The sequence below is a fragment of the Rhodococcus sp. IEGM 27 genome, from assembly GCF_033142305.1.
GTDB classification, from domain to species: domain Bacteria; phylum Actinomycetota; class Actinomycetes; order Mycobacteriales; family Mycobacteriaceae; genus Rhodococcus_F; species Rhodococcus_F oxybenzonivorans.
Window position 1 is genome coordinate 1 of sequence record NZ_JAWLSG010000017.1, and the last position, 21,930, is coordinate 21,930.

Consider the following 21,930-nt stretch of genomic DNA (forward strand, 5'->3'; position numbering starts at 1 on the left):
CGGCCGGTGTTTACCTCTGAGGTGTGACTCCGGTCGAACAGCCTCTAACCAAGGTTGTATACGTCCCGGGTGACGAATGCGTGACGGCGCATGATGACATCGGCAATATAGATACGCGACAGGGCAAGCACACCGAATCCGACAGCGACCGCAAAAACCGCGTAGAACAACGGACTCTCGAACCCGAAAATCACAAGGGCCCCGAGCACCCCAGCGACAGCTACCAGGACCAATACTGATCCTGACAGCTGCAATTGAAGTCCCTCACCGCGATAGCTGGGCACCTTGTGTGGTCGTCGTTCGGCGTTCATTGCTTTCCTCCCCTTTTCGCTGCCCAGTGTAGGCAGCGCATCCGACACCGCCGATTGCTCTTTCAGTGTGGGTAACAGCGGCGAGTCCACTGTTGAGACGGTCTGACCGGCAGTGGCTTCGGTGCGGTCGCCGGCATCGAATGCCACCGACTCCTTGCTCGGGCCACCAACCTCTATCTAGATAGTATCACGGGTGATACTATCCCGGTATGTCGAAGCAGGCGAAGTTGATCGCGAGGATGAGGGCAAGTCCGCAGAGCGTGACTTATACCGAGCTGTTCAACTTCTGCTGCGACATCTTCGGGGAACCGCGCCAGCGCGGCACCTCGCACGCGGTGTTCAAGATGCCGTGGGCGGGCGACCCGCGAGTGAACATCGGAGAAAGGCAGCGGCGGCAAGGCCAAGGCGTATCAGGTAGGCCAGGTCGTCATCGCATACGACAAGCTCACGAAGGAGGCTCGCGATGGCTGACGCATCGCACTACACCTATCGGGTGACCTGGTCGGAGGACGACGGCGAATTCGTCGGGGCCGTCGCCGAATTCCCATCATTGTCCTGGCTGGCGGAAACGCAGGCAGAAGCACTCGACGGTGTCATCGGAATCGTCCGTGAAGTGCTCGAGGACATGACGCTGTCCGGCGAGCAACCGCCGGTCCCGATCGCGGACCGGCCCTACAGCGGCAAGTTCATGGTGCGCACGTCCCCGCAGGTGCACCGGACCCTGGCGATCGAAGCCGAGGAACAGGGCGTCTCGCTCAACATGCTGGTCAACCAGAAGATCACGGCTCCGGCTGCGTCTCGGTCAGCAGCGGGCGGTGCCGCCTGAGGGAAGACCGCAGGCAAAGTTGTAAGACTTTAACAACTTTGCGCTGCAAGTACTTTCGGTAGATCCGTCATAGGCTGCATGTGCTTTGTGTCCAACGAATGGGCGCACGGGGAGGTCACGCTTCGCGTGGCAGCACATGAGAGGGGCCAGACGGTTGAGCGAGCGCGGACACATCATCCAGGGAGGAAACGACGATGGCGGAGTTCGATCCGACGATTCGCGCGGAAGTGGAGCGGATCTGGCGGGAGCACCTGGGCGTGGACCCGGGCGCGACACAGGAGCAGCTGACGGCCCAGTTCGACGAGGAGGCCCAGCGGCTGACGGAGCTGACGTCCCAGCGGTTCGGGGGCGGTCAGGGGTATCTGGTGCGGAATTGGAAGGCCGAGCATCCGGGACAGGATCCGGACGTGATGACGACCCATCAGTTGATCGCGCAGGCCGAGCACGACAGCCGAGAGGCGGTGCTGACCGAGGAGCTGTACTCGCAGGTGCCGGAGATCAGCGAGGAGCAGATCGCCCGGGAGCTGAAGATCGAGCAGCGGATCGAGGAGGAGATCACCGAGCGTCGGAAGGCCCGCGACCCGGATCGGTGGCGGACCTCGATGGTGGAGATCCCGCCGTTGGCGTGGCAGGTGGTCGATCGGGTGTGGCCGAGCGAACCGGACGCGTTCCAGGGGTACGCGGCGGCGCTGATCGCGCAGCGGATGGAGGACAACGAGACCACGCCGCTGACGGCGGCGGATCCGCTGGCCGACGAGCTGGCGCAGATGATCGACGAGCAGATCAAGGCGTCGAAGGCCGCGGGGAACCGAGTGGTGTAGCCCCGGAGCTCATCTCCTACGCCCGCGCTCAGCGGGAGGCCGACGCGCTGCGGCAGAAGGTCCGCACCCTGCGCGAGGCGACCAAGCAGGTCCAGGCGCAGGCAGCCGAAGCGTCGCTGGCCAATGCCGATCCGGAGCTGATCGAGGACCTGACCGCGACCGCGGACCGGATGGCGGCCCGGGTCGAGCGGGTGTCGGCCGATGCCCACGAGGCCCGTGACGCGGCCGAGCGTGCCCGGCAGGCGTGCATCGCCGCCGGCTATGACGTCGACGGGGTGGACGTGGCCGCCCTCAGCCGGGTACGGCCACCGCGCCGTGACTGGCGCGACCGCCCGGCCACCGATCGGCAGCAGGCGTACCTGCGGACCCTGCGGCGCCAGCGCGGGTTGCCGGTGCGGCTGCCCGACGACCTGACGATCGGCCGCGCCGACGAGCAAATCAAACTGCTGCGCACCCGGTCCGGGAAGGTCGCCGACACCGCCGACCCGGAGATCGCCCGCATCCTCGCCGAGGCGGAAACCCAACGGGCGCGCGGCGAGCGGGCCGAGCACACCGGTCCCCCACTGACGCCCGGGCAGGCACGGGAGCGGTCCGCGCAGATCCGGGAGCAACTCGCCGCCCAGCGCACCGACCGCGAGAGGCGCCCCTCACAGACACCGGCTCCCGTGCCGGCCTCGGAGGACGTGCCCGGCCGGCGGCCGCTGCGAGAGCTGGTCGCCGAGTTCACCAGCCAACGCGAACCCGTCGCCGACGACGAGGGCATTTCGGCGTTGCTCGACGACATTTGCGGGCAGGTGTTGGCCGACGAGACCCTGAACCTGGTCGCCGGGGCCGAGGCCAACACGTTCGAGCAGTTCACGATCTGGGCGGCCCGCAAAACCCACGAGGACGTGCAGGCCGGCCTGGTCGAGCAGGTGATGAGCGAGGACCCGCAGGTCGCGGCGATCGCCCGCGCCGCCCTCGACGACCCGGCCCGATGGCAGGCGGCAGCGGCGGAGCTACCCGCCCGCGCCTGGGCGCAGCACCACCCCGATCGTGCGGCCGCGGACGCCGCGGTCCTCGCACTCGAAGCGAGCCCTGCTGTTACCGAGGCCGCGACCGGACCGGCCGAGCAGTTCACCGCAGCCCCGCCGGTGCAGCAGGCCCTCGACACCACCGTCACCGCCGCCGGCCCGGAAACCGAAACGCAGCGGCAGCAACTGGCCGAGGACACCCTGACCCGGGTGCACGCCAACAGTCACCGCACCGACCCGGTGGACTGGCGGCAGGTCGGTAGCGACGCTTGGACCGAACACGGGCCCACCGGTGGTGCCCCGGTCCCGGCTGCGGACCCGAGAGTCCGCGCTGCACTCGACGGTGTCCCCGTTGGTGACCCGCGCACCGAGCAGATCTTCACGGACTGGAACCGCGGCTGGCACGGTGCCCGGACCGAATGGGCGCGGAGGCGCGAAGGCGAGGTCCTCGCCGATCTGCAGGCCGAGATGATCACCCACCCCCGCCTGCAGGTGCTGCGGCGACGACCCGAGGACTACCTCAGCGTCGGCCGGCATCGGCTACTCAACCTCACCGTCAGCGACTGGCTGCTGTCCGTCGACTCCGCCGATCCGCAATATCAGGCGGCGGCGTACTGGCTGCACGACAACATCGCCACCACCCTCGATGCGGTCCACGAGGCGGTGAAGGACTCCCCCGACCCGGACGCGCCCACACCGGAGACCGCCGAGCCCGGCGAGGTCACGATCGACGCGGTAACAGCACTCGGCACTGCCGTCGAGGCCGACGCCGAGATTCCGGATCGAGACAAGATCCATGCCTGGCTCGACGCCCAACGCGTGCACACCGCCCTGATCCTCGACGGCGCCGACGCCGACGCCGCCGCGGTGGCCGAGGCGCAGCACCGCGCCGACACCACCCGGGCGCAGATCCCGGACCCCAGCCTGCGCGCCTGGCAGGCGGCCGGCAGCGTCGACGACCGCACTGCCGCCGTCGAGAAGTGGCGGGCCTGGGCGTACGACGAGCTTGCTCAGGATCCGCTGGTGGTGGCCCTGGCGGCGAGCACTCTGGTGACCAAACGGACCAGCGCCGTCCTCGAGTCCGCGGCCGACGACCTGGCCGATCGTCTGGCCACCCATCCCGAGCTCGCGGCGGTGATCGACGACCACGGCGGCCACCCATGGCTCACCGCCGAAGTCCGCGGGCCGCTGCTGGCGTCCCTCGAAGACGTCTACCGGGACAAGGCCACCGAATGGTTCCCGCGCGGCGTCGACACCTTCGTACGAACAGACCGCCCCCGCACCCAGACACACCGGTTCACCCCGCACACCGGCAACCCGATCTGGGAGGTCACCACCGACGGCGGTGAGAGCCGCGAGCACTGGGGCAGCCACCACCTGCCCGCGGTCCGGCGGGCCACGGTCGGCACCGGTCAGCCGAACGCGGGACCGGTCCGCAGCGGGATGGTCGCCGAGCAGGCCCGCGGCCGGTTCGCCGAGATCACCAGGCAGGCCCTGCAAGAAGACGAGGTGTTCGTCGCGGCCGCCACCTCACCGCACCCCAGCCTGGGCCGCACCGGCTTCCTGACCTCGCAGGCCTCCCGAGAGTTACGTTCGCGCATCCTCACCGAGGTCGAGCGCGAGCACCCCGCACTGGCGGCGGCATGCCGCGCCCACGGCCTCGACATGTCCGAGATACTGCGTCTCGACGTCGCCGACCACGCATTCGACACCCTGCACACCAGCGCCACCGAACCTGACGACCTGTTCTCGGCGGCGACCGGACCGGCCGATCTCGAGGCGGTGCGGGCCTCGGAGTACCTGGTCGGCGAACCCGGTCAGGACCGGGCCCAGGTCAGCTACCGGTGGCGCACCAAGGACTGGCAGGTCAGCCGCGGCGACGCCGAACCGGTCATCACGGCAACCCTCGCCGAGGCGATCGCCACCGCACGCACCGGCCGGCACATCGAGTCGGCCGCGGCCGCCGCGAGCATCACCGGGGAGCGCGACACCCCAGAACGCGGCCGTCAGGACCTCGCCCCCTCCACCGAGAACGAGGCCGAGGCTGCACCGCCGGCGGCGGCCGAGTCGGCGGCGGACCGGCCGCCCGCGGCGGCAGCGAACTTCGTCCTCGGCGCCGAGGTGCTGGCACCATCCGGGGCAAAGGCCCGCGCCCGCGCGAACATCGACGCGATCCGTCTGGTGCACCAGCTCAATGACGAGAATCGGGCAGCGACCCCGGCAGAACAGCGGGTCCTCGCCGCCTGGTCCGGGTGGGGTGCGGTCGGGGACATCTTCGACAAGCGCAAACCCGAGTGGGACGAGCTCCGCACCGACCTCTCCGCCGTGCTGACCCCGGCGGAGATCGCCGCCGCCCGCGCCTCCACCCTCAACGCCCACTACACCGACCCGGCGATCGCGGCCGAGATGTGGTCCGCTCTGGGAAGAGCCGGATTCACCGGCGGGCGGGTCCTCGAACCGGGATGCGGGGCCGGCAACTTCATCGGCCACGCCCCGCGCGGCACCCGGATGGTCGGGGTGGAGCTGGACCCGATGACCGCCCGGATCGCGCACCACCTCTACCCCGAGCACCAGGTCCGCAATCAGGGATTCGAGAAGTTCTCCCCCGACGAGGGCGCCTTCACCGCGGTAATCGGCAACGTCCCCTTCGGCAACTTCGCAGTCAGCGACCCGCTGCACAACCCGTCCGGGCTGACCATCCACAACCACTTCATCCGCAAGTCCCTGGCACTGACCGAAACCGGAGGCTACGTCGCAGTCATCACCAGCGCCTTCACCTCCGACGCCCAGCGGACCAAGGCCCGCGAGGAAATCGCCGAACTCGGCGACCTGGTCGGCGCACTGCGGTTGCCGACCAAGGCATTCGACCGCCAAGCCGGTACCGATGTGGTCACCGACCTGCTGATCTTCCGCCGCCGCGAGGCCGGCCGCGCACCGGCACCGGCGACCGAGCAATGGATCACCACCTCGAAAGCCGAACTGGCAGAGGGTGAGATCCAGGTCAACGACTACTTCCTGGCCCACCCGGAGAACGTGCTCGGCGAACTCGGGGTCGGATCGGGCATGTACTCGGCGGCCACCTTGAAGGTGACCGCCGACCCGTCCCGCCCGTTGGCCACCCAGGTCCGTGACCGGCTGACCGCCATCGTCGACACCGCGAAGAACACGGGACTCGGGCAGGACGCGGAACAGCCGGCCGCCGACCCGATGCTCGATCGGGCCGGGCTGATCACCGCGGAAGAAGCCGCGAACACCGAGATTCCGGGATCGGTTCGGTACAACGACGAGATCGACATGTTCGAGCAGCTCTCCCTCGGCGGCCGGTGGATGCCGGTGCCGTCGAAGATCGACAAGGCCCGCACCGCCCAGTGGAAGTCCATGCTCGCCATGGCCGGCACGGTCACCGACCTCGTCGACGCCCAGCGCACCGGCGGCGACGAGGACACCAAGAACCGGCTGCGGGCTCAGCTGAACCGCCAGTACGACGCGTACGCACGGAAGTACGGGCCGCTGGGCCGGTTCACCTGGGTCACCCCCGCGCCGCCCAACCAGAAGGTGATCGACAAACGCTTCACCGACCTGGAGAAGAAGTGGCGGGCCAACAACGGTGACGAGACCGGCCCGGTCACCGGTGCCCTTCCCGAGGACGTCGCCGCCCGGCTGCTGGCGGAGGCATCGGAGCCGAACCCGGCGTGGAAGAAGATGCGGCACCTCGAGGGCGCCATCCGCTACGACCCGGCGATCGCGCTGGTCCGCAGCATCGAAATCTTCGACGAGGACACCCAGCAGGCGCGCAAGTCGAAGATCTTCACCGAGGACGTCATCACCGCGCCGCAACGGGCGCAGTCCGCCCAGGACATCGCCGAAGCGCTGGCAGTCAGTTTGGACGAGACCGGGCAGGTCGACCTGGACCGGATCGCCGGGCTGGTGGGCATCGACCCCGAGACCGCCCGGACCCAGCTCGACGGGCTGGTCTTCCCCGACCCGGAAGACCCGACCGAGCTGATCCCGGCCCCAAGATTCCTGTCCGGAAACGTGCGGGAGAAGTTGGCGGCCACCGAAGCCGCCGCTAGGCACAACCCGCAGCTCTACGCCGGCGCCGTCGACGCCCTGCGGCAGGTGATCCCGAAGGATCTGGATCCGACCAACATCACCGTCCGCCCCGGTGCGAACTGGGTACCGACCCCGCTGTACGAGCAGTTCATCCGCGAATCGTTCTCGGTGCACCCGGACACCCGCATCGCGGTCGAGTACTCCCCCATCACCGCGTCCTGGGACTTCACGATCGCCGGAGACCAGTACACCGACCCCTACGGGCTGCCGTACGAAACGGCCGGGGACCGGCGCGGCGTCGACGGGCTGTCATTGCTGGAGAAGATCGCCAACAACCAGCCCATCCGGGTCTTCAAGACCGAAGCCGAACTCGAACACTCCCCCAAGCCGCGGTTCCACGAAGAGCTCACCGAGGAACTGCAACAGCGGGCCGAGATGCTCGAAACGGCGTTCGGGGAATGGCTGTTCGCCGACCCGGCTCGCACCGCCGCGCTGACCCGGGCGTTCAACGACCGGTTCAACTCCTTCGTCGACCCCTCCTACAGCGGGCAGGGCCGCACTTTCCCCGGTCTGCGGATCACACCCCACCCGCATCAGGCCGCGGTCGCGGTGCGGCAGATCAACGAACCGTCGGTGCTGCTCGACCACACCGTCGGCACCGGCAAGACCTGGTCGATCACGATGTGCGCGATGGAGATGCGCCGCCTCGGGCAGATCAAACAGCCCTGGGTGGTGGTCCCGAACCACCTGGTCGACCAGTGGTCCCGCGAGGTCGCCGACGCCTACCCCGGTGCCCGGGTGCTGGTCGGGGACGACTTCAAGTCCCGCGCCGACCGGCAACTGTTCATGGCGCAATCAGCCTCCCAGGACTGGGACCTGGTGATCGTTCCGGAACCGGCCTTCACCAAGATGCAGTGCTCGGTCGACACTCAGGCCGCTTACATTGCCGACGAGATCACCCGGCTCGAGGAAGCCCGCGAGGCCGCCACCGGGCAGAACACGATCAAGGAGATCGAGAAGGCCAAGAAACGGTGGCAGGAAAGGCTCGAGAAGAAGATCAACGCCGACTCCAAGGACGTCGGTTTCTCCTTCGAGCAAACCGGCTGCGACTACCTGTTTCTCGACTTTACTTCTCGCCCGTGCGGCGTGGTGCACGTGTGTTCCGAGGTCGATAGGGGACCGTGGCACGCACAGTGTCCGCGACGGTCGGCCACCGGGAAGGGTGGTCCGGGTGGTCTCGATGGTGCTGGACGATTTGCGGGTGCAACGCGTCGATCATGCGGGCGGGCGTCGGTCCTACTTGGTCCTGGACGTGGCGTCCGGCCGTGTTCACCGCCGGGCCGACAAATATTTGGCTGGACTGGGCGAGGGCACCCAGCGCACGTACGCCTACCACTTGGTGGACCATCTGCGGTGGTTACGGACCACCGGAGAATGCGAGGACCGGGTGAGTATCGAGGATCTCGCGCGGTATATGGCGCTGTGCGGTGCCCAGCACACGGGCCCGTTGGGGATCCCGTGGCGGGCGACGCCGCTGAGCCCGTCCGCCCTGGACGTGCGCGCGGCCTGCCTGAAGGGCTACTACCTCGACGTGACGGACAGGGAGAACGTCAATCCTGTTCTCAGGTCCGCATTCTCGGTTCGGCGCCTGCCGACCGGGAGAGATCGGGACCGCTCGATGCTCGGCCATGTGCCCACGTCGATGGCGTCCAACCCGCTCTCGCACGGGGCCGCGCCGCGGAGTCATCCGCGAATGCTGCCGCACGGGGCCGCCGACGCCCTGCTCGGCGCGGTGCGAACGGCCCGGGATCGGATGATCGTGACCTGGCTTCGCGATTCGGGCATGCGGATCGGTGAGCTGTGCGGGCTGTGGTTCTGTGATCTGCATCTGAGCCGGGACCACCCCTGCGGTGAACGCAGCGGTCCGCACGCGCATCTCGTGAAGCGGATCAACCCGAACCGGGCCGCCGCGAAGCGCGGATTCCCGGCCACCGTCGTGGACGGGATCATCACCGGCGGGATTGTGCGCAGGGCCAGCCCCGCCATGGTCGCCAGCTACCACGAGTACCTCGCCGAGGACTATCACCGGGTCCGGGCACTGGCCGACAGTGACCTCGTCCTTGTCCAACTGGCCGGGCAGCGGGTCGGTGCCGGTCTCAGTACCCACGGGGCCCGGCAGATGATCGACCGCGCCGGCCGCAGAGCCGGGCTGGGTAGGGTCAGGCCGCACGCCTTCCGCCACACCTGGGCCACCGCGCTCACCGAGGCGACCGGGGGCAACACCAAGGCGGTCGCCGACGAAGGCGGCTGGACCAGCTCCCAGACGGTGGAGGACACCTACGCCCACCTGGCCGGGGACCCGACGTTGCAGGCGGCACTGGACCACATCTGGGCGGAGCAGCTATGAGCGTGGTCCAGTCCGTCGGCTCGGTCGACGACCTGTTCCGCCTGGATCCGCTGGCTCGCTTCGAAGCGCTGATCGCGGGCAAGAACTTCCCCGATCACCTACGGCGGGAGCCGATCGTCTTCGACATGCAGGACCCGATCTACGGCTACTTCTGCGGCGTGCATGGATGTGCGCTGCCCGCCACCCATCCGCAATGGTGGTGCGCCCGGCATGGTGACGAGCGCCTGGGTGCGCTCCGTCGGGGTGTCGGGGAAGCCGCATGGAAGAGCGCCGCGGTCGCGTTTCCCGCCAACGACGTGCGCGTGTCGACGGGAGCGCGACGGCCGACATGTCGTTTCTGCCCCGACCGTGACGCGGTCGCCGGTGATTTGTGCCGGCGCCACGACGCCCTGCACGTGATAGGGCGGCGTCGAGCCGGTGTCGGCTTCGTCGAGGAAGCGTGGGTCGCCCGTCAGGTCAGCCTTCCCGGCGTCGGTGACTGCCGGATAGCCAAGTGCCTACGCCGGGCCGAGCGGGAGCCGAGGCTGTGCCCGACCCACCGAAAGGCATGGGTGTCCGCCGGATCACCTTGCGACACCGGCATGGCGGCGTGGTTGTCGCGGGCCAGTGGGGAATTGAACACCGGAATCGTGTTCCTCGGTGGGCTTGCACCGCTGCTCGCCGCCGAAATCCGGTACGGATTATGGGCACACACCACCAGCGCTGCACCGGCCCGGTGGCATCCGACGTGGCTTCGGACGCTGGTCAAATCGTGCACCCTGATGGGTGTCGGCTCCCTGCTCGAGCTGGACGCGAACAACATGGCGTGGAGCAGGCAAGCGGGCACCATCAACCGCATCGTGCAGGGACTGCGCACCGACATCGACCCGATCCATCACTCCCGCAGCGACACCCGCGAACTCGGCTACCTCGACACCAACTACTGGGGGTTCCGGTTTCCCGATCGCCGCTCGGTGTTCGACCTCACCTCGATCGGGCAGCGGTGGCTTCGCAACCTGACCTGGGACTACTTCGCTGACCTGCTCGACGGGCCGAACCGCCCCCGTACCCAGGGAGTCGTCGAGCAGGTGCGCCGTTCGATCGTGTGCTTCAGCACCTACCTGACCGACTGCGATCCCGACCGGGGACAGCGCCCGGCGGCGCTGAACCGGGCCACCGCCCAGGGTTTCGTCGCGGACTTCACCCGCCGCGTCGCCAACCACCAACCGAGCCGGGGTGTGTTCAACAAGGACGGAACCGCCTCCACGGCCACCGATCTCAGCTACTCCCTGACCATCAACGCACTACGGCGGGTGATGCGCGCGGCGATGGACGGCGGGACCGCGGCGGCGATCGGGCTACCCCGGGAATTCATCGTCGCCCTGCCCTTCGGTGGCGCCACCTCGGTCCGCAACCCCCGGCCGTTCAGCGATGAGGTACTGCGAGCGCTGAGCGATCCGGCCAACATCGCGTTGCTGCAGGATGTGGATCCCCACGACGGGGGCCTGGCCGACATCTGGTCCATTCAGGTGCGGTGCGGGCGCCGCATCAGCGAGGTCGTCAAACTGCGCTGGGACTGTGCGAGCGAACACCTGGGCCGGACCTGGCTGTGGGTGGATATGACCAAGGTCGGCAAGCTCGACTACGCCGTCCAGATCCCCCGCGACGTCTACGACCTCATCGTGGCCCGCCAAGCGAAGACGGAGCGTCGGTTCCGGCTCAAGCACGGCACCGATCCCACCGCAGCCCAGCGCCGCACGATCGCGTTGTTCCCCAGCCGGGTCAGCAACCCCTCCTTCGAGCGTTCCCTGTCCACCTCGACGTTCACGGCGGCGTTCAAGGCCTGGATCGGGTCGGACACGATGCGGATCCCCGGCCACACCACCCATCAGGCCCGTCATACCCTCGCCACCCGCCTCGTTCACGCCGGGGCCAGCATGACCCACGTCAAACGGGTCCTCGGCCAGGTCTCCGAGCGGATGGGTGAGTCCTACGTGCTCATCGCCGGGTCACAGGTCGAGCCCTTCCTGCAGCAGGTGTGGGTTACCGGTCCCGGCGCCGCCCGGCCCGGCGAGATTGTGCTCACCCCCACCGTCACCGAGACGGACGCCGCCCAACGACTGCTCGTCGACCTGGCCGCGATCCCCACCGAACACGGTCTGTGCACCTTCAAACCGGTTGTCGGCGGCTTCGATTGCCCATTCGCCCGCAACTGTCATTCCTGTGAGCATTTCGTGCTGACCGGCGCCGACTACGGCTACTGGAAACGGCAGGAACAACGCTGGGCAACTCTCGCCGAAGGCGCCCCCGACGAGGGCACCCGCGACTACATTTACACCACCTTCGCCAAGAGCTCCCAAGCGCTGGCCGGGCTGGAGAAAGCGCTACTTGCGCTCGGCCTGCTCGACCGGGCCAAGGACCTCGACCTGCGGAGCCCACAGCAGGACTTCTTCGACCCGCTCTGGCGCCACGGCTGGCGCACCGGCGATCTGGTGCAGATCGGCGCCTCCCACCCGACGGCAGAACCCACCGACGTCCGTGCGGACATCCACACCGAGCACGACGCGAGCAGGCCGTCATGACCAGCACGGTGACCCGCCCCCGCACACCCAAACCCGCACCGCGACAAGCCATCGACGCCCGTAAGCGTGACGCCGCCGTCAAGGTCGCGGCGGTACAGAAGAGCGTCAAAGCCCTCGGCCGCACCGGTGCACCGATCACACGCTCCGCTGTCGCAACGCTGGCCGGGGTATCCCGCTCGTTCACCTACCAGAACGAGACCGCGAACTCGATCATCACCGAGGCCCAATCGACGTCGCAAGCTCGGGCACGGGGCCACGTCGAGGTGTTGACGGCACAACAGGAAGCGTCCTGGCGTGAACGGGCACTCAACGCCGAAGATCGGTCACGTGCCCTTCGCCGGGAACTCACCGTGCAGCACCAACTCGTCGCCGACCTGCTGGGCCAGTTGCGCGACCCCGACGGGACCTGGCTCGAACACGATCGCAACCGGCTCCGTGACGAGAATGAACGCCTCCTCGTGGGCCGAAACGAGCTTCTCGTCGAACGTGACGAGCTCCTGCGCAAACTTCGCGGCGCCCGCGCCAACGTCTCCCGCCTCAACCATGATCGCGTCAAGGAACTCTTTCCCCAAGGTCCAGGCCCGGACCGTGACGCAGACGGAATCACTCCGACCATCACGACGATGACAACGAGCTCACTCGCCGTGCCCGACTGAAGAAGAGCGTTCCACACCCCTTCCGGGCTGAACACGCTATCGGCAGTGCCCGACGTGGTGACCGTGACCCAGCAGCGCTCATAACTCGGGCCGCCGAATGTCAGTCGCACACATGTATGACACAGCGCTTCAGACTTCTGACGTGGCATTGTGCCCCAGAATCTTTCGGGCTGAGCAGTGAACTCGACGAATCGTGGCAATGCACCTACGCCGATCTGGGCGCACTCGGCGCCATGGCCAGGCAGGTGGTCTGTGTGGGCGATCCCGGTCAGATCGATCCGGTGGTGACCGGCGACGTGTCTCGATGGGACGGCAGCGATATGAACCGTCCTGGACGAGGTGGAGGCTCCTGATCTAACAAGGAGAATGCTGGTATGCCTGCACCGAGGAAGTACGACGCGGAGACCCAGGAACGGGCGGTCCGGATGTATCGGGACCGGATCGCCGAGCACGGAGGCTCGAAGGTCGCCGCCCGTCGCCACGTCGGCGAACTGCTCGACATCGCGCCGGCGACGTTGCGGAACTGGATCGAAGCCGCGGAGCGGAACGACGCCCCGACCACCTCGGAAGCGGGGGAACCAATCGACCTCGACGAGGTACGTCGCCTGCGTAAAGAGAACGACGAATTACGCAGGGCCAACGAAATACTGAAGACCGCGAGTGCGTTTTTCGCGGCGGCGGAGGTCGACCGCCGACTGCGGTGATCGTCGACTACATCGACGCCCACCGGGAACGATTCGGGGTCGACCCGATCTGTGCCGTGCTCACCGAGCACGGCATCAGCATCGCCCCGTCCACCTACTACAAGGCGAAGACTCGCGGACGGATCTCCGCCGCCGAACTGGCCGACGCCTACGCCGCGAACGCCGTCCATGCGGTGTATGTGGCCAATCGGCGGGTCTACGGTGTCCGCAAGATGTGGCACGCGATGAAACGCGCTGGTCACCAGATAGGCAGAGACCAGGTGGCCCGGCTGATGTCGATCACCGGCATCACCGGCGCGGTCCGGGGCAGACGACGCACGGTCACCACCGAACGCGATGAGCGAGCGCCCCGGCATCCGGACCTGATCGAGCGGAACTGGGCCGCACCGCAAAGCCCGGATCAATGGTGGGTAGCCGATTTCACCTACTGTTGGACGCTGGCCGGGTTCGTCTATACCGCGTTCTGTGTCGACGTGTTCTCGCGTCGAATATTGGGTTGGCGGGTGATGACGACGAAGTCCACACCGTTGGTCAGCGGTGTTCTCGAGCAAGCTCTCTTCACGAGACGAAGAACTGACTTCCTTTTCACATCAACAGGTTTGGTTCATCATTCCGATGCCGGAAGTCAAGGCGGATTCAACCGGTCGTCGCAACACCGTGCCGTGAGGACGAGTGTACCTGTTCGGCAAACACTTCCGCTGGAGTTCTCCAACCGTGCACTTTTCGGGGGCGGTTGTTGAGCGCATCGGCGACCGCCTGAAGTTCACGGAAGTTGTATCGCGACAGATCAGTTCCCTTCGGAAAATACTGCCGGAGGAGCCCATTCGTGTTCTCGTTCGTTCCGCGCTGCCATGGACTGTACGGATCACAGAAGTAGACACGGATACCCGTAGATGCCGTCAGCTCGGCATGACGCGCGAGTTCCTTTCCGCGATCCCACGTCACGGATCTGCGTAGATGCTCGGGCAGCGGTGACAGCGTCGCGGCCAGAGCATCACGAACGGACTCCGAACCATATCCGGACAGCGCCGGCCCGTTCTTCACCATCGCCGCTGTTCCATAGCCCTTCAGTCGCGGCAGGTGTAGTAGAGTCGTGAATCTACTGGTGCGCTCGACGAGCGTGCCGATCGCGGACCGGGTCAGACCGATGATGAGGTCGCCCTCCCAATGCCCCGGCGTCTTCCGGCTCTCGACCTCCTCCGGACGGGCGCTGATGGTCACCTTCTCGGTGATAAATCCGGTGCGCTGCTTCCGTGCTCGCGCACGAGGCTTTCGCAGCGCCCGGCCGGTGCGCAAGCACGCGACGAGCTCCCGCTCCAGGCCGCCGCGACCCTCGATGTAGAGCGATTGGTAGATCGCCTCAGGTGAAATGCGCATCGTCGGGTCCTCCGGATAGTCGATCGGTAGGCGATTCGAGATCTGCTCCGGACTCCACGCCGTCGCCCACCGACGATCACCGCGCCGAGGCTTGTTTCGGCCAATCCAAGCCGCATCCGGACCGGACACCACGGTTCCATCGTCGGCACGAATCACACCAGACAGTTTGTCCTGCACATATTCTCGTAGCCGATCGTGTTCGGCGAGCTTCGCTGGTTTTGGGCGCCTCGCGGCGAGGTCGGCCTTCCACTGTGCGGTCGACGCTCGGTATGTGAGCTTGCCATTGCGGGTGGCGGCGTTCCGCCGCAACTCCCGCGAGATCGTCGACGGTGACCGTCCGATCCGGTCAGCGATGTCGCGCATACTCATACCCTTGGCTCGCAGCAGCGCGATATCCTCACGCTCGGTGAACGACAGGTACCTCCCCGAGACCGGGGTCAACTCGATCGGTGGCATCCCACCAGCCTGGCGGAACCACCGTGTCCCCACCGGCCCCGACACGCCGCATGTGGTCGCTGCGTCGTCGCTCGTGAGACCCTCGGCGATCCGCGTCCAGAATGCCCGCTCTAGATCTCGGCGTATCGGAGGCCGTCCCGGTGACCGCATCACCGCACGCCCCGTCAACGCTGCTGCCCACCCGGGTGGTCGTCCCATTCCCACACCTCCGTTATCGAGGTGTTGCTTCCACCGGTTGAGCCTGGTCAATACACGTCCCTTGCCTTCACCGAGTCTCTGGTCGAGTCCGGGATCGCCGGTTCCATCGGCAGTGTCGGGGACGCCCTCGATAACGCTCTGATGGAGTCGACGATCGGGCTCTACAAGACCGAGCTGATCGACCGGGCACAGTCCTGGTCCGGTCGGGCCGAGGTCGAGCGGGAGACCGCCGACTGGGTCCGCTGGTTCAACGCGGACCGGTTGCATTCGTCGATCGACTATCTCTCGCCGATCGAGTACGAGACGCGCTACCGTGAGCAGCGCCCCACCGCTACCTCCATCCCCGAGGTGGCCTGAACGAAGTCTCCACTCGATCCAGGGCGGTTCAATACCGCCCCGAACCTGCCGGGACCGATCGCGCTGCAAGCCGCACACGGCGACGCGGTGGGCGTGGTCCGGCTGCGCCACACCTGGCGGCTCGGACCCGGCACCACCGCCCTGATTCAACCGTTGTTCTACCCCGACCTGCCGTTTACCTCCCGACGACCACCGGAGCACCTGACCGACTCGGGCGGAGTCGTGCTGCCCGAATTGGCGCACCACCCCGTCACGGTCTGCGGTGGCCCGTCAGACCCGACGCTGGTGACCGCGTGCGCACAGCGGGCACGGGAGCTACTCGACGCGGAGCTCGTCACCGCCGAGGACCAACGACCTATGAACGCCACCGATATCGCGGTGGTGGTTCCCCACGTGACGCAGGCGGCGGCGATCCGTGCCCTCCTGTCCGAGCACCCAGACGTGCTGGTCGGCACCGCGAACTCACTGCAAGGGCTCGAGCGTGCCGCTGTGGTGGTGCTGCATCCACTGGCCGGATACCGCACCGCCGAACCATTCAGCCTCGATCCGGGCCGCGCCTGCGTGATGCTCTCCCGCCACCGCGCCCACATGAGCGTCGTCATCGATGACGCGAGCGCCGACGTACTCGCCTACACCGAACCCTCGACCGCGCACGCCACCAATACCGCCCTGTTGGCCGCGCTGCACTGCACTCCCGCTGTGTAGCAACACATCACAACGAAAGAAAATTTGGACAATGTCCGATGAAATCATGACCGAGTTCCGCGCAGAACGGCTGCCGGACGTCGACTCGCCAGCCCAGCTGGCGGCCGCATTCGCGGGGCGGACCCGACCGAACTTCACCTACGAGTACGACGAGGGTTCTCAGGTCCACGACAACGGTGTCCGCGCGGTGCGGGCAAGCGATGGGCTGATCACCTACGCCCGCACATGCAATACCGATCAGGAGGAGGCCATCACGGTCTTCGGGGACTTCCTCGGTGATCTGCACCATCTGGCCGACGTGATGGGCGTCGACTGGGACGAAGCACAGCGAAGGGGAGCGGTCCACTACACCGCCGAACTGTACGGCGCGGACTAACGGAACTGACGGCTGGACGGGTCCGGACGGCCCCGTCCAGCCGGCGGTCCCCGGCACCGGGTGCGCCGGGGACCGGGTACTTCCCGATTCCCATGCGGTCACCACGCGTATCCCTGACCGCGAGATTAATGCGGGTCGATGTACGTGAAATGACCCGTGTTGATGTGCGTGACGCGCTGCGTGTTGATATGCGTGAAGCGGTGCGTGTTGGCAGGCGAGTCGAAATGCGTGCTGACGCACGAGTGAAGATGCGTGTGGTTCAGCGAGTACGTCTCTGGCTGGAGGCCGAAAGTCCCGGAACTACGCGACCGAAGCAGGGTTGGCCGGTGGCCGTCTTGGAGTGCGGCAGAGAAGTTCTGATCTATTTCGTCCACATCGACTCCGTCCACATCGACTGGAATCTGACAGTCCTTCACCTCGCCGAGCGCCGGAGCATGTGCACGGCTATCAGTCCGGACGCCGTGTCCTTCGCCTCGTCGTGGCTGTGGCCGACTGGGATGGGCGCTACCCCTGTCCGCCTCATAGAGCGCGAGTGTCGATCTGTCTGAGGGACAGGTGGTGGTGGCTATCCCATCGGGTGCGCTGAGAGTCGTGGTCCCCGTGGGCGCGGCCCGGGGGACACCCCGAGGACTGCGAGGGGGCGCCGCTCGTTGTCCGGCAGTGCGTTGGCTCGCCACTTTTTCACTGCCCGGTAGAGCCACTGGCCCACCTGTTCACCGTCGGCGGTGACATAGTTTGCGGGGACGAGTGCGTCGCCGTGTTCTTCGCGGTAGGCTGCGATTTCGGTGAGCATCCGTCGCCGCTTGCCCTCGGCCGGTGGCACGGCAGGGAGCGGCGCGCTGTCATCGGTCCACACGAAGCCGATCGCATCGAGTTGCGTAATGCGTTGCGGCGGCAGGGTGCCGAGCATGCGGGCAACCCGCTGACGGTCCTGCCAACGTCCCAGTCGGAAGCCGCACTCGGTGACGTAGTCGGCGGGCATCACGAGTGCGGGGTGACGGTGGCGAAACTCGGCGCAGAGCTGCAGAGGTGAGGCCGCCGGCGGCCGTGCTCGCATCGAGATCACATCCTCAGAAAAGCCGTCACGTGTTGCCTGGTAGTCACTAATAGGACTTTGTTAGGTCGGGAAGGTGTGGTGACAGAGCGGGCAGGTACCGATCCAACGGGCAAGTGCACGTTGGAGTTCACGGAGGATTCCGTAGAGGGTCAGTCCTGCCCAGTCGCTTTTGGGTCGGTCAACCGCAAGGTGGTGAGGAACAGATGTTCGTTCACCCTTCGACTGATACTCGGCACCGTTGTTCTTGTACGGTCCGACCAATGAGGTAGGCCGTCGGGCGTGGTGCCAGCGCAGCTGGACCCGACCCGACGACCCCCTCCCGAACCGGACGTGCTCGCTTTCCGAGCATCACGGCTCTCCAGTGACTACTGCGTGGGTGGCGCGGTTGACTACCCGTTGTGGATCGTGGTGTGGCAGTCGGCGCAGACCACGAGGGTTTTCCTGCGCCGTTTGGCCATGAGTTGGTTCCACACGGGTTGCGGTTGTCCCGGTCTGTGGAGCTCGGCCAGCGCGCGGACGTGGTGGACATCCACCGTGCCGGTTTGCGTGCACAGCTCGCAGCGTCCTGCCTGGAGCCGGGTAACCAGCTCTTTTCGGCGGACGGTGACCGGGCGCGGGATGCGATCGGTCAGGACCGCGTGTTTCTTGCGCCGCAGGGGAATCCCACCGAACCGTGCGATCAGTGGTTGACGGCCTTCGCGCTCTACGCGTGCTTCGAAGCACCTGCGTGGCCCCGACGGTGTGGAGATGGTGGTCTTGTAACGGTCCGCCATCGTGGTCACCGTCGAGTTGTGTTTGCAGGCCAGCGTTTTGAGCATGGAGGTCTTCATCACCCATTCCAACCGGTTCAGTCGATAGACATCACCGGCCAGCAGGTAGTACTCCACCAATCCCCGGTACTGCGCACCATAGGTCCTGACGATCGTGTGGTCGTCCTCGTTGACCATCCGGTTGCGTCGCTCGGGTTTGCCGAGCTTCAGGAACGGGGCGCATTTGGCTTTGATCACATCACGGGCCGGTTGTGAGGGTCGGAGGGTATGCCAGGTGTCGAGGGCCTGGCCGAGGATCGGGTCGACCGGCTTGGTGAACGCGGTGCCGGTCTTGTGCGCGGGGACATCGAGCAGGCAGACCGCGTCACGCGCCAGCACCTGATCGGAGTCACCGACGATGGGGGTGTCGTCGTGCTGCCAGCGGATGCAGCCGACCCGCAGGCGGGTGATCTCGTCGCTGCGCAGTCCGGAGAACAACCAGGACAGTGTGATCGCGTGGACGAGTTCGAACGGGTAGAAGTTCCCGGATTGTGTCTCGGGGAGATCGGCGTGCGACAGATTCAGTCCCGCCCAGAGCAGCTTCGCCCAGATGTCGTCGGCGATTACCCGGGGGTTCGGACCGAGCAGCGCGGTGATGCTGCGTGGAGTGGCCAGTGCGCGCCCAGGATCGAAGCGTCGCGGCAGCCATTCCCATTCCTGACAGTCGGTGAAGAACCTCCGGATCGCCGAGAGGTGACCGTCCTTGGTCGAGGCCTGAAGCGGCTTGCCGATGCGCTTATCGAGTCCGGTGGTGCGGTGCACGTAGTCGCCGACGTTCATCCGGTCCAGCGCGGCGACCCAGGTCGCGCAGGTCTGCCGGGTCCACGCCGTCGGATCGGCGGCCTCGGGATGCTCGGCTGCGATCCAGCGGCCGACCTTGAGCAGGCGGGACCGGACGTTGCCGCGTGCCCGCGGCGTCAATGTCGAGGTCGCGTACCAGCGCACAACCCACCGCTGCCAGATCTGCGCACCGCCGGCCGCCCGAGCAGTGCCACGACCGGTCGTCGCGGGCGGCGGGTCACAGAATCCGAGAGCATTCACCGCCCGCTGCACGGCATGCACAGCGTTCAGCCGGGCGCCGCCGAGCAGTCCGTCACGGCGGACCCGATCGAACAGCTCGGTGCCGAGGTCCTCGAGGTGCGGGCTGCGGCTGAGCAGGAACAGCTGGCAGGCCACCATCGGCAGCAGCGTGTCGTCGCCGCGTCCGAGCCGATAACCCCACTCGGCGAGCACCTGACGAAGCCGGGCGATCTCGCCGTCGACTCGGTCGCGCCCGAAGATCCGCCACGACAGGGTCAGGCGTTGGAAGCTGCCGAGCCGGTGGAACTCGGTGAAGGAGCCCAGCAGGTAGGCGTGCGCCGCGAGATAGGGGCGGACCTCGTCGCCGGCCCAGGCGGGTGCGTTCCGGCGGAACTCGGCCTGATCACCGCCGAGCAGATGCAACCATTCCTGCGTGCTCCAGCCCCAGAAGGTCCGCTCCACCTCGGCGCAGCGCACCAGCAGGACCGCGACGGCGTCGGCCATGGCGCGCCGCCGATGCGCGGTGGCCGGCGAATCCAGTCCTGCGTTGAACGTCTCCAGCGGTCGCAGCAGTCGTCCGATCACCTGCCAGCCCGGCGCGTGCGGATCGTGATACTGCAGCCGCCGCAGGTTGCGCACGCCGAGTTCACCGATGGCCCGGACCTCGTCGCCTCGGAGGTCGACAGTCGTGTCGAATTGATGCGCGACGAGCGGTGAGCACCAACGTGATTCGAGGTCCGGTTCGAGGGTCCCCGACAGCGGCGCGGTCAATGTGGTGTTCCTGCGGTCGCGGCATCAACGCCGGTGAGCATTCCGATGCGCCAGGCGTGGATGTGGTCCATGCCGCGGCCGAGCTTGTCGGCCAGATCCCGCCCGGACAGGTGGATATAGCGCAGCGTCGAGTCCGTGTGGCGATGCCCGGCGAAGGTCGCGATCGCATGCAGCTCCCAGCCCATCCGGGCCAGATCCGTCAAACACAGATGCCGGGTGGTGTGCGTGGAGAACCGCGGAACATCGGCGGCCAGCGCGATCCGTCGCACCACCTTCGACCACGTCCACAGGCTCAACGGCTGCGCGTGATTGCGGCGGGACTCCGACAGAAACAGCGATCCGCGTGCCCTGCTGAGTCTCGCCCGATGCGCGAGATAGTCCGACAGCAGCACCCCGGTCGGAGCCGAGTAGGGCACGACCCGCTCGAGCCGGTTCTTCGTCGTCTCCGCCCGAATCCGCAGGGTGCGGTGGGCCGGGTCGAGATCGTCGGTACGCAGCGCGCACAGCTCCTCACGACGCAGCGCGGCATCGTAGGCCAGCGCCAGCATCACCCGGTTGCGGACCGGTTCCTCGGCGGCGACGGTCAGTATGTCCGCCCACTGCCGCTCGGTCGGGACCCAGGGCAGCTTCGTCAACCGGGGCACCAACCCCCGCTGATGCCCGCCACCGCGTCGGCCGGGTGTGAAACGTCCCCGGCCAACGGGATTGGACTCGCGCAGGCCCTCTTCCATGAGGTGGTCGTAGAACAGCCGCACCGGCACCAGCCGCTGCTGAATGGTGGCATTCGCCAGCCCGGATCCGGAATCGAGCGACACCACATTCGCGCCACGGCGGCTGGGCCGGTCGGTCAACTCCCGCACATAGACGCCGACATGCGCCCGGCTCGCCGTGAGCGGGTCGACGCCCTCCCGCTCGCACATCTCCAGGTACTCGGCAAGCCCCCGGGCGTAGGCGTCGATCGTCCGAGGCGCCCTCCCGAGATCGGTCCACACCCGCAACCACCCGGCCGCCTGCACATGCCGGCCCAGCACCGGCCACTTCTCCTCCAACACCACCGTGCCGCTCAAACCATCTCCTCAGTTCGTGGTCAACACCGAGGAGACATGATCGTCCCCACGGCCAGATTCCACGTAACTTTTAAAAAGCTTAAACGTCAGATGTACGGACGCGCGAACCTGGACCTGCTCCGCAAGCGCGTCATCCATACCGTATAGCTAAGGCCGACAACAGAATCACGAAAAGTGCGCCAGATCCATTTTCAGCGAGCGCCGTCACCATCCGGAGTCTCCACGGAACCGCACGGCCACTTCGGATCCCGGCACAACTCCCGCCAAACCCGCCCACATCAGGCTGCCCTCATCAGGCATGGCGGACACCCAACCGACCAAGCCCAGGATCAGGCCGCAGACACGCCGAGAACGATTCTCACTAAAATGTCGGAAGCGACATCGG

Annotated in this window: 11 protein-coding genes, 4 pseudogenes and 1 other annotated feature; of the genes and pseudogenes, 10 read left to right on the forward strand and 5 right to left on the reverse strand. The window is 67.0% G+C overall.

Features of this window, described 5'->3' with window-relative positions; translation table 11 throughout:
* Nucleotides 1–44: 44 nt before the first annotated feature.
* Nucleotides 45–458, reverse strand: coding sequence for a hypothetical protein (locus R4P95_RS30945; RefSeq protein ID WP_317747708.1), 414 nt, complete (start codon nt 456–458; stop codon nt 45–47).
* Nucleotides 459–774: 316 nt separating this feature from the next.
* On the opposite strand from R4P95_RS30945, the gene R4P95_RS30950 reads away from it, so the two are divergent.
* The 7 genes and pseudogenes from R4P95_RS30950 to R4P95_RS30980 form a co-directional block, all read left to right on the forward strand.
* Entirely contained in the window at nt 775–1,137 is a 363-nt protein-coding gene (locus R4P95_RS30950) for a type II toxin-antitoxin system HicB family antitoxin (protein ID WP_317747707.1), read from the forward strand.
* 646 nt (nt 1,138–1,783) lie between these two features.
* The gene (locus tag R4P95_RS30955; protein WP_317747706.1) at nt 1,784–8,881 is read left to right on the forward strand and encodes a hypothetical protein; all 7,098 of its coding nucleotides are present in this window, start codon (nt 1,784–1,786) and stop codon (nt 8,879–8,881) included.
* Nucleotides 8,844–9,431 carry a tyrosine-type recombinase/integrase gene (locus tag R4P95_RS30960; protein ID WP_317747705.1) on the forward strand — a complete coding sequence of 196 codons (588 nt, stop codon included), beginning with the start codon at nt 8,844–8,846 and terminating at the stop codon, nt 9,429–9,431. Before R4P95_RS30955 ends, R4P95_RS30960 begins: the two co-directional genes overlap by 38 nt.
* Nucleotides 9,428–11,992, forward strand: a complete 2,565-nt coding sequence (locus R4P95_RS30965) for a tyrosine-type recombinase/integrase (RefSeq protein WP_317747704.1) — start codon at nt 9,428–9,430, stop codon at nt 11,990–11,992. Before R4P95_RS30960 ends, R4P95_RS30965 begins: the two co-directional genes overlap by 4 nt.
* A complete protein-coding gene (locus R4P95_RS30970) occupies nt 11,989–12,648 on the forward strand; it encodes a DUF6262 family protein (protein WP_317747703.1) in 660 nt (219 codons plus the stop codon). Before R4P95_RS30965 ends, R4P95_RS30970 begins: the two co-directional genes overlap by 4 nt.
* Nucleotides 12,649–12,830: 182 nt before the next feature.
* Nucleotides 12,831–12,968: pseudogene (locus R4P95_RS30975) on the forward strand (helicase); the annotation flags it as partial.
* Nucleotides 12,969–13,022: 54 nt separating this feature from the next.
* Nucleotides 13,023–13,981 (forward strand): annotated as a pseudogene (locus tag R4P95_RS30980) (IS3 family transposase); the annotation flags it as partial.
* Nucleotides 13,310–13,441 (forward strand) — a sequence feature (AL1L pseudoknot). It overlaps the preceding pseudogene by 132 nt.
* A gap of 7 nt (nt 13,982–13,988) precedes the next feature.
* Here R4P95_RS30980 and R4P95_RS30985 read toward each other — a convergent pair.
* A complete protein-coding gene (locus R4P95_RS30985) occupies nt 13,989–15,383 on the reverse strand; it encodes an IS30 family transposase (RefSeq protein ID WP_317747702.1) in 1,395 nt (464 codons plus the stop codon).
* A 48-nt stretch (nt 15,384–15,431) separates the two neighbouring features.
* Here R4P95_RS30985 and R4P95_RS30990 point away from each other — a divergent pair.
* From R4P95_RS30990 to R4P95_RS31000, 3 genes and pseudogenes are all read left to right on the forward strand, one after another.
* A pseudogene (locus tag R4P95_RS30990) lies at nt 15,432–15,740 on the forward strand (transposase); the annotation flags it as partial.
* 30 nt (nt 15,741–15,770) lie between these two features.
* A pseudogene (locus R4P95_RS30995) lies at nt 15,771–16,445 on the forward strand (AAA domain-containing protein); the annotation flags it as partial.
* A gap of 31 nt (nt 16,446–16,476) precedes the next feature.
* Nucleotides 16,477–16,821: a hypothetical protein gene (locus R4P95_RS31000; protein WP_317747701.1), complete on the forward strand. Its 345-nt coding sequence runs from the start codon at nt 16,477–16,479 to the stop codon at nt 16,819–16,821.
* 565 nt (nt 16,822–17,386) lie between these two features.
* Here R4P95_RS31000 and R4P95_RS31005 read toward each other — a convergent pair.
* The 3 genes from R4P95_RS31005 to R4P95_RS31015 all read right to left on the reverse strand — a co-directional run bounded on the left by R4P95_RS31005 (nt 17,387) and on the right by R4P95_RS31015 (nt 21,545).
* Nucleotides 17,387–17,878, reverse strand: a complete 492-nt coding sequence (locus R4P95_RS31005) for a helicase associated domain-containing protein (protein WP_317747700.1) — start codon at nt 17,876–17,878, stop codon at nt 17,387–17,389.
* Nucleotides 17,879–18,267: 389 nt separating this feature from the next.
* Complete coding sequence (locus R4P95_RS31010) at nt 18,268–20,478, reverse strand: group II intron reverse transcriptase/maturase (RefSeq protein WP_317747699.1); 2,211 nt, start codon at nt 20,476–20,478, stop codon at nt 18,268–18,270.
* Nucleotides 20,475–21,545, reverse strand: a complete 1,071-nt coding sequence (locus R4P95_RS31015) for a site-specific integrase (RefSeq protein ID WP_317747698.1) — start codon at nt 21,543–21,545, stop codon at nt 20,475–20,477. The genes R4P95_RS31010 and R4P95_RS31015 overlap by 4 nt, the downstream gene beginning before the upstream one ends.
* Nucleotides 21,546–21,930: the final 385 nt, after the last annotated feature.